The 14,891-nt window shown below is 66.4% G+C and carries 13 protein-coding genes; 1 reads left to right on the top strand and 12 read right to left on the bottom strand.

The window, feature by feature from the left end; translation table 11 throughout:
• Positions 1-4: 4 nt before the first annotated feature.
• The 12 genes from astA to hpnI form a co-directional block, all read right to left on the bottom strand.
• Entirely contained in the window at positions 5-1,051 is a 1,047-nt protein-coding gene (gene astA / locus VXM69_RS25185; RefSeq protein ID WP_034186551.1) for an arginine N-succinyltransferase, read from the bottom strand.
• Positions 1,048-2,100: an arginine/ornithine succinyltransferase subunit alpha gene (gene aruF, locus VXM69_RS25180; RefSeq protein ID WP_034186550.1), complete on the bottom strand. Its 1,053-nt coding sequence runs from the start codon at positions 2,098-2,100 to the stop codon at positions 1,048-1,050. Before aruF ends, astA begins: the two co-directional genes overlap by 4 nt.
• Before the next feature lie 31 nt (positions 2,101-2,131).
• On the bottom strand, positions 2,132-3,364 hold the full coding sequence (locus tag VXM69_RS25175) for an aspartate aminotransferase family protein (RefSeq protein ID WP_034186549.1): 1,233 nt from the start codon (positions 3,362-3,364) through the stop codon (positions 2,132-2,134).
• A 1,008-nt stretch (positions 3,365-4,372) separates the two neighbouring features.
• Positions 4,373-5,413 carry a GlxA family transcriptional regulator gene (locus tag VXM69_RS25170; protein ID WP_059560667.1) on the bottom strand — a complete coding sequence of 347 codons (1,041 nt, stop codon included), beginning with the start codon at positions 5,411-5,413 and terminating at the stop codon, positions 4,373-4,375.
• 22 nt (positions 5,414-5,435) lie between these two features.
• A complete protein-coding gene (locus VXM69_RS25165) occupies positions 5,436-6,230 on the bottom strand; it encodes an ABC transporter ATP-binding protein (RefSeq protein ID WP_034186547.1) in 795 nt (264 codons plus the stop codon).
• Between the two features lie 20 nt (positions 6,231-6,250).
• Positions 6,251-6,964 (bottom strand): ABC transporter permease, encoded by a 714-nt coding sequence (locus VXM69_RS25160; protein WP_034186546.1) that lies wholly within the window; start codon positions 6,962-6,964, stop codon positions 6,251-6,253.
• Entirely contained in the window at positions 6,961-7,650 is a 690-nt protein-coding gene (locus tag VXM69_RS25155) for an ABC transporter permease (RefSeq protein WP_006488734.1), read from the bottom strand. The genes VXM69_RS25160 and VXM69_RS25155 overlap by 4 nt, the downstream gene beginning before the upstream one ends.
• Before the next feature lie 269 nt (positions 7,651-7,919).
• Positions 7,920-8,477: a lipoprotein gene (locus VXM69_RS25150; protein WP_034186545.1), complete on the bottom strand. Its 558-nt coding sequence runs from the start codon at positions 8,475-8,477 to the stop codon at positions 7,920-7,922.
• Between the two features lie 87 nt (positions 8,478-8,564).
• Entirely contained in the window at positions 8,565-9,611 is a 1,047-nt protein-coding gene (locus tag VXM69_RS25145; protein WP_034186544.1) for a lysylphosphatidylglycerol synthase domain-containing protein, read from the bottom strand.
• Positions 9,608-10,492, bottom strand: a complete 885-nt coding sequence (gene hpnK, locus VXM69_RS25140) for a hopanoid biosynthesis-associated protein HpnK (protein WP_034186543.1) — start codon at positions 10,490-10,492, stop codon at positions 9,608-9,610. Before hpnK ends, VXM69_RS25145 begins: the two co-directional genes overlap by 4 nt.
• A gap of 3 nt (positions 10,493-10,495) precedes the next feature.
• The gene (hpnJ, locus tag VXM69_RS25135; RefSeq protein ID WP_034186542.1) at positions 10,496-11,917 is read right to left on the bottom strand and encodes a hopanoid biosynthesis associated radical SAM protein HpnJ; all 1,422 of its coding nucleotides are present in this window, start codon (positions 11,915-11,917) and stop codon (positions 10,496-10,498) included.
• Between the two features lie 155 nt (positions 11,918-12,072).
• Complete coding sequence (hpnI, locus tag VXM69_RS25130) at positions 12,073-13,248, bottom strand: bacteriohopanetetrol glucosamine biosynthesis glycosyltransferase HpnI (protein WP_034186541.1); 1,176 nt, start codon at positions 13,246-13,248, stop codon at positions 12,073-12,075.
• 638 nt (positions 13,249-13,886) lie between these two features.
• Between hpnI and VXM69_RS25125 the strand changes: the two genes are divergently transcribed.
• Positions 13,887-14,885 (top strand): LLM class flavin-dependent oxidoreductase, encoded by a 999-nt coding sequence (locus VXM69_RS25125; protein WP_034186540.1) that lies wholly within the window; start codon positions 13,887-13,889, stop codon positions 14,883-14,885.
• Positions 14,886-14,891: the final 6 nt, after the last annotated feature.

Raw genomic sequence — 14,891 nt, 5'->3', positions numbered from 1 at the left:
TCGTTTATCCCTGTTTGACTTTGAGCGGCAGCACGCGGACCGGATCGCCGGCCTTCACGTCGAGCGCGGCGGCATCGTCGGCCGACAGCACGAACGAGCCGTTCGCCACGACGCCCGGCGCGACGCCGACGCGGAAATCGCCGAGCGACGTATTCGACACCAGCGACCTCGGCGGATGGCCGCCCTGCGCGTCCTCGCCCGTATCGGGCACGCCGATCGCGACCGGCACGACGACGCTCTCGCGCACCGTGCGCAGGTCGTTGATGTGGCATTCGAGCACGGGGCCCGCGTCGAAGATGTCGACGTGATTCTGGTAACGCAGCCCTTCCGCTTCGAGCATCTTGCGGGCCGGCAGCGTGTCGCGGTGCGTGAGGCCGACCGCGTCCTGCGCGTCCTGCGGCAGCAGGTCGACGTACACCGGGTAGCGCGGCATCAGTTCCGCGAGGAACGACTTGCGGCCGTGCGAGCTGAGGTAATCGGCTGCGTTGAAATCGATCTGGTAGAAGTGCGAACCGACTGCGCGCCAGAACGGCGACGTGCCGTCCTCGTCGAAGTGGCCGCGCAGTTCCGCGCAGAGGCGTTCCGGGAAGCGCTCGCGGAACTGCGCGATGAACATGAAGCGCGAGCGCGACAGCAGGCCGCCGACGCCGCCGGTGCGATAGCGCGGGCTCAGGAACAGCGAGCACACTTCCGCGTAGCCCGTCAGGTCGTGCGAGATGTTCAGCGCGGACATCCGCGTCCACACGCCGAGCTCCTGGCTCGCGTGCACGACGGTGCTCACGCGATAGTTGTAGAACGGCTGCTCGAGGCCGACCTGCGTTTCGATCCCGCACACGCCCGCGATGTCGCCCGTCTTCGATTCTTCCATCACGAAGAAGTAGCCGGCCTCGCCCGGCGCGGCCTGCCCGTCCAGCGTGCGGCGCGCGCGCGCGATACGCGCGGCGAGCGCGTCGCGGTCGGGCTTGAACGTGGTCAGGCCCGGCCCGGTTTCCTTCGCGAGCGACACGAGCGCGTCGACGTCGCCCGTTTGTACGACCCGAACGACGATCATGCTGCGTCTCCCTTCAAATCTTCATCGTCGCGGCGGTGCAGCGGCACGCAGCGCACGACATCGCCATCCTTCACATCGAGCGCCGCGCGCACGTCGCCGGCCAGCGGTGCCTCGGCCGTGTCGCCCGGCAGGTCGGCCAGCACGCAGCGGAACGATTCGCCGCTGCCCGTCGACACCAGGTACGCGACATCGCCCTGCTGGTGCGCGGCCTCGCGCACGACGCGCTCCGAGCCGTGCTTCACGCACGCGGTGCGGTCGACCTGCGCGGTCAGCACCGGGCCCGCGTCGAAGATGTCGACGAAGCGATCGGGCTCGAAGCCTTCCTCGAGATGGATGTCGTATGCGAGCAAGGCCGTTTCGTTCGGCTCGCCGAGCACGCGCTGCGCGGCTTCCGGCAGCAGCGGCACGTAGAGCGGATAGGCCGGCATCACTTCCGCGATGAACGTGCGGCTGCGGCCGCCCGACGCGATGTCGACGTCGGTGAAATCGCGGCCGAAGAACTTGCGCCCCACCGCTTCCCAGAACGGCGATGCGCCGTTGCCGTCGCTCACGCCGAGCAGCAGCGTGAATACTTCCGGCGTGAAGCGCCGGCGGTTCGCGGCGATGTACATCATCCGCGCGCGCGAGATCAGGTGCGCGGCCGCATCGCCGCGCAGCGACGGATCGACGTAGAAGCCCGCGAGCCGGCTCTTGCCGGTCAGCTCGTGCGACATCGTGAGCGCGTGGATCTTGCGGTTCACGTGCAGCTCGCGCGACGCGTGGATCAGTGCGTCGTTGCGGAACGCGTAGAACGGCTCCGAGTAGCCGGCCGCGGCCACGATGCTCGCCGTGCCGAGCAGCTTGCCGGTCGACGATTCCTCGAGCACGAAGAGGTAGAACTCCTCGCCGGCGAAATCGACGTCCGCGCGAAACGAATCCTCGGAGAGCGCCACGCGCGCTTCGAGCGCCGCGCGGTCGTGCGGCAGCGAGTGCAGGACCGGCTGCGCGGTGCGCGCCATGTGCGCGAGCGCATCGAGATCCGTGAGTTTGCCGGGGCGAACAAATAGCATCGTCGTTCCTGTCTGCGATGGGGGGCGCCGATCAGCGCGCGGTGGCTTCCTGTGCGGCGAGCACCTGTTCGACCGCCTTCTCGAAGCGCTTCACGCCTTCGTCGAGCAGGTCGAACGGGATCACCAGCGACGGGACGAAGCGCAGCACGTTCGGGCCGGCGATCAGCATGATCAGGCCGTTCTCGGCGGCGGCGGTGACGAAGTCCTTCGCGCGGCCGTCGAACGCGGCGGTGAGTTCGGCGCCGACCAGCAGGCCCTTGCCGCGCACGTCCTTGAAGATGCCGAAGCGTGCGTTGATGCGTTCGAGCGCGCCCTTCAGGCGCACGCTGCGTTCGCGCACGCCTTCGAGCAGTGCCGGATCGCCGATCAGCTCGACGACCTTGTCGGCGATCGCCGAGGCGAGCGGGTTGCCGCCGTACGTCGTGCCGTGCACGCCGACCTTGAAGTGCGCGGCCAGTTCGTTCGTCGTCAGCATCGCGCCGATCGGGAAGCCGTTGCCGAGCGCCTTCGCGGTCGTCAGGATGTCCGGCGTGACGCCCGTGTCCATGTATGCGTAGAACTGGCCCGTGCGGCCGACGCCCGTTTGCACTTCGTCGAAAATCAGCAGCGCGCCGTGCGCGTCGCACGCTTCGCGCAGCGCCTTCAGGAAGGCCGGATCGGCCGGGATCACGCCGCCTTCGCCTTGCACGGGCTCGACGATCACGGCGCAGGTTTGCGGGCCGATCGCGGCCTTCGCGGCTTCGATGTCGTTGTACGGCAGGTGCGTGATGCCGGCCGGCACGGGGCCGAAGCCTTCCGAGTACTTCGGCTGGCCGCCGACGCTGACCGTGAAGAACGTGCGGCCGTGGAACGACTGCACGAACGAGATGATTTCCGCTTTATCGGCGCCGTGGCGGTCGAACGCGACGCGGCGTGCGAGCTTCAATGCGGCTTCATTTGCTTCCGCGCCCGAGTTCGCGAAGAACGCGCGGTCGGCGAAGGTCAGCGATTCGAGACGCTTGGCGAGGCGCAGCACCGGCTCGTTCGTGTAGCCGTTGCCGATGTGCCAGAGCTTGCGGCTTTGTTCGTCCAGGACCTTCAGCAGTTCCGGGTGGCCGTGGCCCAGCGACGTGACCGCGATGCCGCACGCGAAATCGATGTATTCACGGCCAGCCGTGTCCCACACGCGGGAGCCCTCTGCGCGATCCGGCACGAACGGGGCGGGGGAAAATACCGGCACCATCACTTCGTCGAATGTCTGGCGGGTCACGGTCGAGGTCGTCATGGTCGTTCCTTTCGGTTTCGTAAGAGGGTTCAACAGGATCAAGTTTAGGTAAGGGTGACGCAAGCGTCTTGCGGATTTGCGACGGGTTCTATCGGAAGCGGATAGTGTGCTTTTATTTTGCCTTCTGGGGGTGGGGGGTGGTTTTTTTGGGGGTTTTGGGCGGTTCGCTCGCGTTTTGACGTGAATTGCCTGTGATCGTAACGGTCTATTAGCGTCGCCCCTGCGCGGGGCGGCGGTTACTTTTCTTTGTCTTGCCAAAGAAAAGTAACCAAAAGAAAGGCGCTGTGAGAACGCAAGACTTCCCGGTGCCATGGTCAGCAAAGTGGCCCTCGCCTAAGTGTCCGCGCCAGCAAGGAACCCGGAGTGGTTCGAGCAATGGTTCTGACATCACTCATCCCCCAGCGGAGCGGTATACCGCCCGCTAGCTCCGCCCTCGCTTCGCTCGGCCGACAGGTACACCCCCTCCAGCGTCGCCATCGATCAGCAATCGCCCTCACTCGTCTGGGCAAGACGTCATTTTCGGTGAACACCTGATTCGCTGCCCCGGCCAGGAAAAATGGGGTACAGCAATACACCGCGAGCAATGATCGATTTGCAGGCGGCGTAATTGCACGATCGATGTGAATCGTCGGAGATGCCTGGCAGGCAACGGCTCCTGGATAAGCAAACGTGCGCACCGCACGACCAGAAGCACCTTGCAGCCGAGCGAAGCGAGGATGGAGCTGGCGGGCGGTATACCGCTCCGCTGGAGGATGAGTGGAGTCAGAACCATTGCTCGAACCACTCCGGGTTCCTTGCTGGCGCGGACACTTAGGCGAGGGCCACTTTGCAGGCTATGGCACCGGGAAGTCTTGCGTTTTCACAGCGCCTTTCTTTTGGTTACTTTTCTTTGGCAAGACAAAGAAAAGTAACCGCCGCCCCGCGCAGGGGCGACGCTAATAGACCATTACGATCACAGGCAATTCACGTCAAAACGCGAGCGAACCGCCCCCAAAAAAACCAAAAAAATCAATCCTTCCCCCACTCCACGAGCGCCCCCGCCCGCGGCTCACTCCCCCCACCTGTCTGCTTCTCGAGCCACGCGCGCCGATCCTCCCGAGGCGTGACCCCGAACCTTTCGCGATACGCATTAGAAAAGTGCGCAGCAGAAGAAAACCCACAAGCGAGACTAACCTGCACGACCGACTTGCTGGTCCGCTGCAACTGCGTCCTGGCCTTGAGCAATCGGAGATTGAGGTAATACTTGGAGGGCATCGCCCCGAGATACTGTCGAAAGAGCCGCTCCAACTGTCGGCGCGACACGCCGACCAGCTCGGCGATCTCGTCGGTCGTCAGCGGATCCTCGACATTGGCCTCCATCAGCAGCAACGCGTCATTCAACCGAGGATGCCGCTCACCGGGCGCGGTGACGAAGGGAATCCGCTGCCGCTCCTCGCCGCTGCGCAAGGTCCCGGCGCCGAGCGCATCGGCAATCCGCTCGCCCAGCTCGGGCCCGTGTTCCCGGCCAATCATGGCCAGCATGAAATCGACGGTCGCCTGCCCGCCGGCACAGGTCGCCCGATCGCGATCGATCTCGAAAATCTGCTGCGTGACGATCGACCGCTCGAACTGCTCGGCGAACTGCTGATACGTCTCCCAGTTCACGCTCACGCGATACCCGGAAAGCTGCCCGGCCATCGCGAGCCACCACACGCCGTGGTGAATGCCGGTCACGACCGGCGTCCGCTGCCCGACCCGCGCGAGACTCGCGAGAAACAGCCGGTAATCGGCAAACTGCTGAAACCGCTCGGTCACGACGATCAGCCAGTCGCATGCGATCGCATCGTTGAACGCCGCATCGGCATGCCACTGCGCCCCGCCCGCGAGCGGCACGGGCCGCCCGTCCCACGAACACACCTGCCAGCGGTACAGCAGCCGCCCGTCGATCTCGTTCGCCAGATTCAACGCATCGACGATCGGACCCACGCCCGACATCGACACGGGCGGCAATGCAACGATCACCACCTGCGTCGTGCGGGTGGCGCCTGCGGGACGAGACACCGGTACCACGGCTGAAACCTGCCCCGTCGCGTTACTTGAGGCTGCCCGACAGGAACTGCTTGAGCCGCTCGCTCTGCGGGCGCACCAGCACCTCCTTCGGATCGCCCTCTTCCTCGGTCCGCCCCTGATGCAGAAACATCACATGATTCGACACGTTGCGCGCGAAACCCATCTCGTGCGTGACGACGATCATCGTGCGGCCTTCCTCGGCCAGCTTCTGCATCACCTTCAGCACTTCGCCCACCAGCTCCGGGTCGAGCGCCGACGTCGGCTCGTCGAACAGCATCACGTCCGGATGCATCGCGAGCGCACGCGCGATCGCGACGCGCTGCTGCTGGCCGCCGGACAGGTGCGACGGATACTGCTTCTCGACGCGCGGCGGCAGGCCGACCTTCTCCAGGTACTCGCGCGCACGATCCTCGGCTTCCTTCTTGGAAATGCCGAGCACGTGCACGGGTGCCTCCATCACGTTCTCGAGCACGTTCATGTGCGCCCACAGGTTGAAGTGCTGGAACACCATCGCGAGCTTCGTGCGGATACGCTGCAGCTGCTTGTGATCGGCAACTTCGAGCGCGCCGGCGCGGTCGGCCTTCGTGCGGACGGCCTCGCCGTCGACGACGATCTGCCCCGCATTCGGCCGCTCGAGGAAGTTGATGCAGCGCAGGAACGTGCTCTTGCCCGAGCCGCTCGCGCCGATGATGCTGATGACGTCACCGGCCTTCGCGTTCAGCGACACGCCCTTGAGCACTTCGTTGTCGCCATAGCGCTTGTGGATGTCGAGCGCCGCAAGCTTGGTGGCACCGTGCGTTTGAGTGATCTCGGCCAACTGGCTCTCCTCGAAGTGAATCAATGACGGGCGGCCGCGAGATACGCGAGCCAGTGGCGCTCCGCCCGGCGAAACGCCGCGACGAGTGCGAACGATACCGCAAGATAGATCAGCGCGGCGATTCCGAACGACTGGAACGCCATGTAGGTCGCGGAATTCGCGTCACGCGCGACCTTCAGGATGTCCGGCACGGTCGCCGTGAACGCCACGGTCGTCGCGTGCAGCATCAGGATCACCTCGTTGCTGTACAGCGGCAGCGCACGGCGCAGCGCCGACGGCAGGATCACGCGGCGATACATCGTGAACGGCGACATCCCGTACGCGCGCGCCGCCTCGACCTCGCCGTGCGGAATCGCACGGATCGCGCCGGCGAAAATCTCGGTCGTGTACGCGCAGGTATTCAGCGCGAACGCGAGAATCGCGCAATTGAAGCCGCTGCGGAAAAACGCGTCGAGCAGCGAGTGCGACCGCACGAACTCGAGGCTGTACATGCCCGTGTACATCAGCAGCAGCTGCACGTAGAGCGGCGTGCCGCGAAACACGTACGTGTAGAACCGCACGGGCATCGACACCCACTTCTTCTTCGACACGCGCGCGACCGCGAGCGGCACCGCGCACACGAAGCCGAGCGAGATCGACGCAACGAGCAGCCACAACGTCACCGCGAGGCCGGAGAGGCGCTGGCCGTCCCAGAAAAGGAACGCCTTGCCGAATTCCTGGAGGATCTCGATCATAGTTCTGCGTGCCGCACGCCCATGGAATATCGCTTCTCGAGCTGGATCAGCACGAGGTTGGAAACGGTCGTGATCGCGAGGTAGATCAGCGCCGCGACGAGGATGAAGAAGAACATGTTGAACGTGCTCTTGCCGGCGTCCTGCGCGGCCTTCACGACGTCCGCGAGGCCGATGATCGACACCAGCGCGGTCGCCTTCACGAGCACCTGCCAGTTGTTGCCGATGCCCGGCAGCGCGAAGCGCATCATCTGCGGAAACATGATCCGCGCGAACACGCGCGCGCCGCTCATCCCGTAAGCCGCGCCGGCCTCGAGCTGGCCGCGCGGCACCGACAGGAACGCACCGCGGAAGGTCTCGGTGAAATACGCGCCGTAGATGAAGCCGAGCGTCAGCACGCCGGCCACGAACGGGTCGATGTCGATCTGGTTCCAGCCGACGAGGTCGGTGAACTGGTTCAGCCAGATCTGGATGCTGTAGAACAACAGCAGCATCAGCACAAGATCGGGCACCGAGCGGATCAGCGTCGTATAACCGGTCGCGATCGCTCGCAGCACCCGGTTGTGCGACAGCTTCGCCACCGCGCCGATCAGCCCCAGCGCCACCGCAGTGGCAAGCGACAGCACCGACAGCTCGATGGTCTGCACGGTGCCGGCCCAGAGAACAGGACCAAAGCCGTAAAGGAACACGCGCGTCTCCAGAGTTGGAATGGATGCCGACGCGTCGCCTGTCCCGCGCCGGGCTGACGCGGATAGTCGCAAGCGAAATTGATTGTCTCAAATCACCTGGCGCGCGATTGCTGCATCGCAGCAACCCGCCTCGTCATTTGCGACCGATGTCTACTTCGCTGTTTCAAAAGGAAAAAAGCCGCTTCCTGACAGTCGGATGACACGCAGGGAAGCGGACTTTTTGCAATTTTCCGGTCGCTTTTTCGATATAGCGCCGCAGACGGCCGCGCTTACCGTCCCTTCAGGATGTCGGAGCGCGAAGTCGTATAGACCAGCCCGTCCGGGCCGAAATGGACGTTGAAGAACGCGTCGGTGTTGACGCCGTCCTCGAGCCAGCGCCAGCTCCAGACCGTCTCGGGCTTCAGCGGGTACTGCGCGATGTCGCCGGGCTTGCCGAGCAGGCGCCGCACCTCGTCCTCGTTCATCCCCGGGCGCACCTTCGCGAAATTCTCGGCGGTCAGCACCTGCGTCGCGCCCGCGTAGCGCCCGTTCGCATCGAGATCGACGAACCAGGTCTGGTTGCCCATCGGGCCGCGCGGATATTCGTAGCGCTTCGAGCCGTCGGTGAACTCGCGCACGATCTCGGGCTTGCCCATCGTGCCGCGCACGTCGGCCTCGGTCGATTCACCGACCTTCAGCCCCTTGAGCAGCAGCGGCGCGGGCTTGATCGCGTTGAAGAAGTCCCTGATACGTTGCACGTCGAGGTCGCCTTGCTTGTCGTCGCAGCCGGTCAGCGCCAGCGCGGCGGCCAGCATCGTCACGGGAAGCAGCCGGAATCGGAAAATCATCGGAAGAAATGCGCGTCGAGAAAACACGCGGCAAGGATACCCGTGCGACGCCAAAAGCGCGAGACGGGCGCGCGGCCCGTCTCCTGTTCAATGCGTCGTTTCGGTTTCCGTCTCGGCGTCGGTCACGCGGCCCGCCTGCGCCGCGCGCGGCGCGGCCGGCGGCGCACCGATGCGGCGGCGCGTACGCACGAGTTCGGCAAGCTGCCACGAGCCGAGCGCCAGGCAGCCGAACAGCACCTCGCGGCCGCGCTTGACCACCGCGAGCGACAGCGCCGTCTCGCGGTCGACGCCGAACATCTGCGCGAGCAGCACGACGGTCGCCTCCTGCACGCCGAGCCCGCCTGGCACCATGAACGCCGCATGCCGCACGGCCTGCGTCATCGCCTCGATCGCGATCGCGCCGCCGATCGACACCGGATGGCCGAGCAGCGCGAGCGCCCAGTAGATCTCGAGCGCGCCGAGCACGTAGCCGGCCAGTTGCCAGAAGAATGCGCTGAACAGCAGGCCCGTGCGCGACATCAGCGCGTCGATGTCGGCGTCGAGCCGGCGCCCGTCGACGCCCTGCAGCAGCCGGTGCGAATCGCCGAGCAGGCGCCCCGCGAAACGCTCGATCGCGTGGAAGACGCCGCCGCGCCGCATCAGCACGACGCCGAGCACCGGCAACGGCAGCGTCAGCAGCAGCGCGAGACCGATCGTGCCGCCGCCCATGTTGTCCGTCGTCGCGAGCAGCAGCACGAGGCCGAGCGCCGCGAAGGCATACTGGACGACGATCGTCACGAGCACTTCGACGATCACCGATGCGGTGACACGGCTCGCATCGGGCACCTGCCAGCGCGCGAGCCGGATGCCGACAATCTCGCCGCCGATCCCGACCACCGGCAGCAGCCGGTTCACGGCCTCGCGCACAGTCGCGATCCACCACAGGAACGGCAGCGAACTGCGCCGGTCGAGCAGCAGGTGCCACGCGTATGCATCGAGCAGCAGCGGCAGCCCATGGAACGGCACGAGCCACAGCAGCGCATAGCCGGCGCGCGCGAGCATCTGCGACACGTCGCCGACGCCTTCGTGCAGCCCCAGCGCGAGCAGGATGCCGATGCCGATCGGCCAGCCGAGCCACTTGATCCACTTGCTCATGACGGCTGCGCTCCCGGTGCGCGCGCCGCCTGCGCGCCGCGACGTGCCGCGGGCTGGCCGAAGACGTCGGCAAAGCCGCCGGTCGCGACGCCCGCCGCCTTCAGCGCGGCCGCCACGCGCGGCGACAGCAGCGCGTCGAGTTCGTCGACCGGACGGTAGCCGGCCATCGTCGGCGTGATCGGGCCGTCGCCGGCCTCGGCCGGATGGCAGTAGATCTCGCCGACGCCCGGCGGCAGCGTCGCGAGCGCGTCGAGCAGCACGGCCTCGTCCATCGCGCCCGTCTGCGCGATCCCGACCACGTAGTCGTTGTGCGCGAGCCCGGCGCGGTCGAGCCGCGCGCGCACGAGCGCGATCCACGGCTTGAGCAGCGCGGGCGCGCTCGTCTCGTACGGCAACCGCACCGCGCGCAACCCGTAGTCGCGGCCGATCTCGATGATCATCGACAGCACGGTCGGATGCAGGTGGAAATGCTTGTGCGCGTTCACGTGATCGAGCGGCAGGCCGCTCGCCGCGAACGCGTCGAACTGCGCACGGATCTCGCGGCGCAGTTGCGCGCGAACGTGCGGCAGGAAGAAAAAGCGACAGCCGTCCTTCGCCATCGCGTCGCCGAACCGTCCGTCGGGCCCGACGAGCGCGGGAATGTCATGCGCGGGCAGCGTGGCCGGCCCGTCCGCGAGCACCAGGTGGAGGCCGACCGCGAGCGACGGCAGCCGCCGCGCGCGTTCGATCGCGTCCCGCGCCGCGGGCGCCCCGACCATCAGGCTCGCGGCGTTCAGCACGCCGTCGCGATGCGCGCGCTCGACCGCCGCGTTGACGCGCGGGTGCAGCCCGAAGTCGTCCGCGGTGAAGATCAGCGCCCGCGCCGCCCGCTGCGTCGCCACGGATTACGCCTCGTGCGCGCGCAGGAAGCGGAAGAACTCGACGCCTTCGCGCAGGCGGCGCTTCATCATGTCCCAGCTCGTCAGCATCTCGCGCACGATCTCCCAGATCTTCGACGGGCGGAAATAGAACTCGCGGTAGAACTGCTCGAGGTGGTGATAGATCTCGTCGCGCGACAGGTGCGCGTAGCCGATCGCCGCGAGCTGCACGCCTTCCTTGCTCACCAGGTTGATCGTCTTGTTCTCTTCCATCCAGCCGTTTTCGACGGCCTGCTTGTAGAGCGTCGTGCCCGGATACGGCGCGGCGAGCGAGACCTGGATCGTGTGCGGATTGATTTCCTTCGCGTACTCGATCGTCTTCTTGATGGTTTCCTGCGTCTCGCCCGGCAGGCCGAGGATGAAGGTGCCGTGGATCTTGATGCCGAGCTTCTTGCAGTCCGCGCTGAAGCGGCGCGCGAAATCGGTGCGCACGCCCTTCTTAATGTTCACGAGGATCTGGTCGTCGCCGGATTCGAAGCCGACCAGCAGCAGGCGCAGGCCGTTTTCCTTCATGACCTTCAGCGTCTTGTACGGCACGTTGGCCTTCGCGTTGCACGACCACGTGATGCCGAGCTTGCCCAGGCCGATGGCGATGGCTTCGGCGCGCGGCAGGTCGTCGGTGAAGGTGTCGTCGTCGAACATCAGTTCCTTCACTTCCGGCATGTTGTCGCGGATCCACTTCGCTTCCGCGAGCACGTTCTCGACCGAGCGCGTGCGGTAGCGATGGCCGCTGACCGTCTGCGGCCACAGGCAGAACGTGCAGCGCGACTTGCAGCCGCGGCCCGTGTAGATCGACACGTACGGATAGTTCAGGTAGCCGATGAAGTAGTTGTCGATCTTCAGATCGCGCTTGTAGACGGGCGCGACGAACGGCAGCTCGTCCATGTTCTCGAGGATCGGACGCGCTTCGTTGTGCTCGATCGAGCCGTCCTTCGCGCGCCAGCTCAGGCCCTTGATCTCGGGGAACGGCTTGCCTTCGGCGAGCTCCTTGCACGTGTAGTCGAATTCCTCGCGGCACACGAAGTCGATTGCGTCGCTCGCCGTGAGCGAGTTGTGCGGATCGACCATCACCTTCGCGCCCACCATGCCGACCAGCATCGACGGCTTCATCTTCTTGAGATCCTGCGCGAACATCGCGTCGGTCGGGAACGACGGCGTGCTCGTGTGAATGATCACGAGGTCATAGTCGTTGGCGATCTTCAGCGTTTCCTCGACCGACAGGCCGTCGGCCGGCGCATCGACGACACGGCTGCCCGGCACGAGCGCGGCCGGCTGCGCGAGCCAGGTCGGATACCAGAAGGAACGGATTTCGCGCTTCGCCTGATAGCGCGAGCCGGCTCCGCCGTCGAAGCCGTCATACGAAGGGGCCTGCAAGAACAGCGTTTTCATGAATGCTCCGGTAGCCTGCATAGTTCGTTTCGTTGCAACGATTCAGTCAAAAAACCGCGGGCCGCCGTGCCGGCGCCCGCCTCTCTGTCATGTCGCGCCGCGCGGCGTCGCCGTGCAGCGCGTCTCGGCCCTCGGGCCGGGTTCGATCGACGGTCCTAATGGCCGTCCACTGCTTCCACCGCCGCCGTCGCGCGTTCGCCGCCGACGACCGTCATCCTTGCGCCGCGCCACACGACGTGCGTGCCGAACACGGCCGCGAGCCATTCGAGCGCGAGCAGCGTGTCGCGCACCGCGACAAGCGGCAGGTCGCGCCAGAACGCGCGCCAGCCCTCTTCGCCGCGCGCGTGCAGCACGAGCCGCCCGAATGCGCCGACCACGGCTGCGCCGCCCGCCAGCGTGCCGGCGAAGGTGCCGTCGAGGCGCAGCGCGAGCGCCGCGCCGATCGCGAGCCACGGCACCGTAAACGTAATGAACAGGAACGCGAAGCCGGCCGGGTTCAGCGAACGGATCGTGCGCAGCCAGCGCGTTTCGCGGTGCCACAGCGGCCCGAACGACGGCTCGATCACGTCGGTCGCGACCTCGACCTCCGACAGTACTGTGCGCCGCCCGAGGCGCCTCGGCAATTCGGCCAGCCAGAAATCGTCGGCCAGCTCGTCCTTCAGCGCGAACAAGCCACCGATCCGGTCGAGCGTGTCGCGCGTCAGCGCGAGCGTCGCGCCGAAGCCGAAGCGGCTCGAGCGGCCGAGGTGCGTGATCCGCACCGACGGCGCGAACCACGCGTCGACGAACTGTGCGCCGATCCGCGTCCAGAAGCCGCCGACGCTGCGCGCATGATACAGGCACGTGACGACCCCGACCGACACGTCGGCGAGCGGCGCCGTCACGCGCTCCAGATAGTCGGGCTGTACCGCGATGTCGCTGTCGGCGATCACGATGCGGTCGTATTTCGCGCGCGCGGCGAGATTGATCAGGTTGCTGACCTTCAGGTTCTTGCCGTGCACGCGCGCGTCGACCACCAGCGTGATGTCGCACTCGGGATAGTCGGCGCGCAGCCGCTCGACGACGGCAATCGCCGGATCGGCCGGCGACGCGACCCCGAACAGCACCTCATGACGCGGGTGGCGCTGCTCGCAGAACGTCGCGAGGTTTTCGTACAGGTGCGGCTCCGCGCCGCACAGCGGCTTGAGCACGCTGACCGGCTCGAAACCGTCGCGCGCGGCGGTGCGCGGCGTGCGCGGCCGCGGCGCGAAGGCCGCGACGAGCGCATAGCCGGCCGCGGCCAGCGTGAAGGCGATCAGGAGCCAGTCGAGCAGTGTTGCGGTTGGCGTCATGCGCAACGCCTCCCGGCAGCCTGAACGCCATGGAGAACGCTTGAGCGCGATTGAGCGTGATGCGGTATTCCGGCGACGACGAACGCGGGCACGACCCGACTCCTTGTTCCAGCAGCGTCTGTAATGGGGGAGGCGCGCCCCGTTGTTCGGGTGCGGCCATGCCCGGTTTCGCGTGGCATCTCTCCGCGCAATGCCCGGAAGGGGATGCGGGAAGACTCGAATGGCTACCATCGGCACAACATGGGCAGGCGCCGGATTTTAGCAGTCCGCAGCCCCCCGCGCGTGGCACGACGAGAAACGGACTAGTGCAATTCCGGCAAAGCTGAGCGGACGACGAACCTTATCGGTACAGCCACGTTCACGTTAGCGTAAGCACTTTGCAGGCGTATTGCAGTCTTGAAAATCAGACGTTTCGTGCAAATTTGTACGTCGATGCGGATTCACCGCCAATCGCCGTAAAGATTGGTAATTAATCGGCGATTAGATTGATTTCTGCAACGATCAAGAACGACGCCCCTGCACCCCTGTAAGGCGCATGGGTATCGGCGCGCCGCCAGCACGTTCCGGAACCCTTTGGCAAAATCCTTGGCATTTGTTGCATAAGCGCATCACCGCGCCCCTCATTCGAAGGCCACCCGATGACACCGTTTTCCGTACTCGATCTCGCCCCCATTCCGGCCGGCACCGACGCCTCGCAGGCGTTCCGCAACACCGTCGATCTCGCGCAGCATGCGGAGCGCTGGGGCTACCAGCGCTACTGGCTGGCCGAGCATCACAACATGCCGGGCATCGCGAGCGCGGCCACCGCGGTCGTGATCGGCCACGTCGCGGGCGCCACGCGAACGATCCGGGTCGGCTCGGGCGGCATCATGCTGCCGAATCACGCGCCGCTCGTGATCGCCGAGCAGTTCGGCACGCTCGCCTCGCTGTATCCGGGGCGCATCGACCTCGGCCTCGGCCGCGCGCCCGGCACCGACCAGACCACGTCGCGCGCGCTGCGCCGCGACCTGATCGGCAGCGCCGACTCGTTTCCGGACGACGTCGCCGAGCTGCAGCGCTACTTCGCGGAGCCGGTGCCCGGCCAGCGCGTGCGCGCGGTGCCCGGCGCGGGGCTCGACGTGCCGGTATGGCTGCTCGGTTCGAGTCTGTTCAGTGCACAGCTCGCCGCGATGCTCGGGCTGCCGTTCGCATTCGCGTCGCACTTCGCGCCGGACTACCTGATGCGTGCGCTCGAGATCTATCGCGCGCAGTACCGGCCGTCGGCCGCGTGGCCGAAGCCGCACGCGATGGTCGGCGTCAACGTGTTCGCGGCGGAGACCGACGACGAGGCACGGCGCCTGTTCACGTCGCTGCAGCAGCAGTTCATCAACCTGCGGCGCGGCACGCCGGGCAAGCTGCCGCCGCCCGTCGACGTGCTCGAGGCAAACGAGCTCGAGCTCGCGACCGTCGCGCATTCGCTGTCGTTCGCGGCGGTCGGCTCGCGCGACACGGTGCGCGACAAGCTGCGCGATCGTATCGCGCAAACCGGCGCCGACGAGCTGATCGTCACCGCGCAGATCTACGATCACGCCGCGCGGCTGCGCTCGTTCGAACTGACCGCGCAGATTCGCGACGAGCTCGCGAACGAGGCGCGCTGACGGCGC

The sequence above is a fragment of the Burkholderia sp. Ed8 genome (genome assembly GCF_040761425.1).
In the GTDB taxonomy this organism is placed as follows: domain Bacteria; phylum Pseudomonadota; class Gammaproteobacteria; order Burkholderiales; family Burkholderiaceae; genus Burkholderia; species Burkholderia seminalis.
This window is presented reverse-complemented; position numbering and strand designations above follow the sequence as displayed.

Excerpts from the sequence above, each read along its gene's own strand:
- astA (WP_034186551.1), bottom strand. The coding sequence starts at position 1,051 with ATGATCGTCGTTCGGGTCGTACAAACGGGCGACGTCGACGCGCTCGTG.
- aruF (WP_034186550.1), bottom strand. The coding sequence starts at position 2,100 with ATGCTATTTGTTCGCCCCGGCAAACTCACGGATCTCGATGCGCTCGCG.
- VXM69_RS25175 (WP_034186549.1), bottom strand. The coding sequence starts at position 3,364 with ATGACGACCTCGACCGTGACCCGCCAGACATTCGACGAAGTGATGGTG.
- VXM69_RS25160 (WP_034186546.1), bottom strand. The coding sequence starts at position 6,964 with ATGATCGAGATCCTCCAGGAATTCGGCAAGGCGTTCCTTTTCTGGGAC.
- VXM69_RS25150 (WP_034186545.1), bottom strand. The coding sequence starts at position 8,477 with ATGATTTTCCGATTCCGGCTGCTTCCCGTGACGATGCTGGCCGCCGCG.
- VXM69_RS25145 (WP_034186544.1), bottom strand. The coding sequence starts at position 9,611 with ATGAGCAAGTGGATCAAGTGGCTCGGCTGGCCGATCGGCATCGGCATC.
- hpnJ (WP_034186542.1), bottom strand. The coding sequence starts at position 11,917 with ATGAAAACGCTGTTCTTGCAGGCCCCTTCGTATGACGGCTTCGACGGC.
- hpnI (WP_034186541.1), bottom strand. The coding sequence starts at position 13,248 with ATGACGCCAACCGCAACACTGCTCGACTGGCTCCTGATCGCCTTCACG.
- VXM69_RS25125 (WP_034186540.1), top strand. The coding sequence starts at position 13,887 with ATGACACCGTTTTCCGTACTCGATCTCGCCCCCATTCCGGCCGGCACC.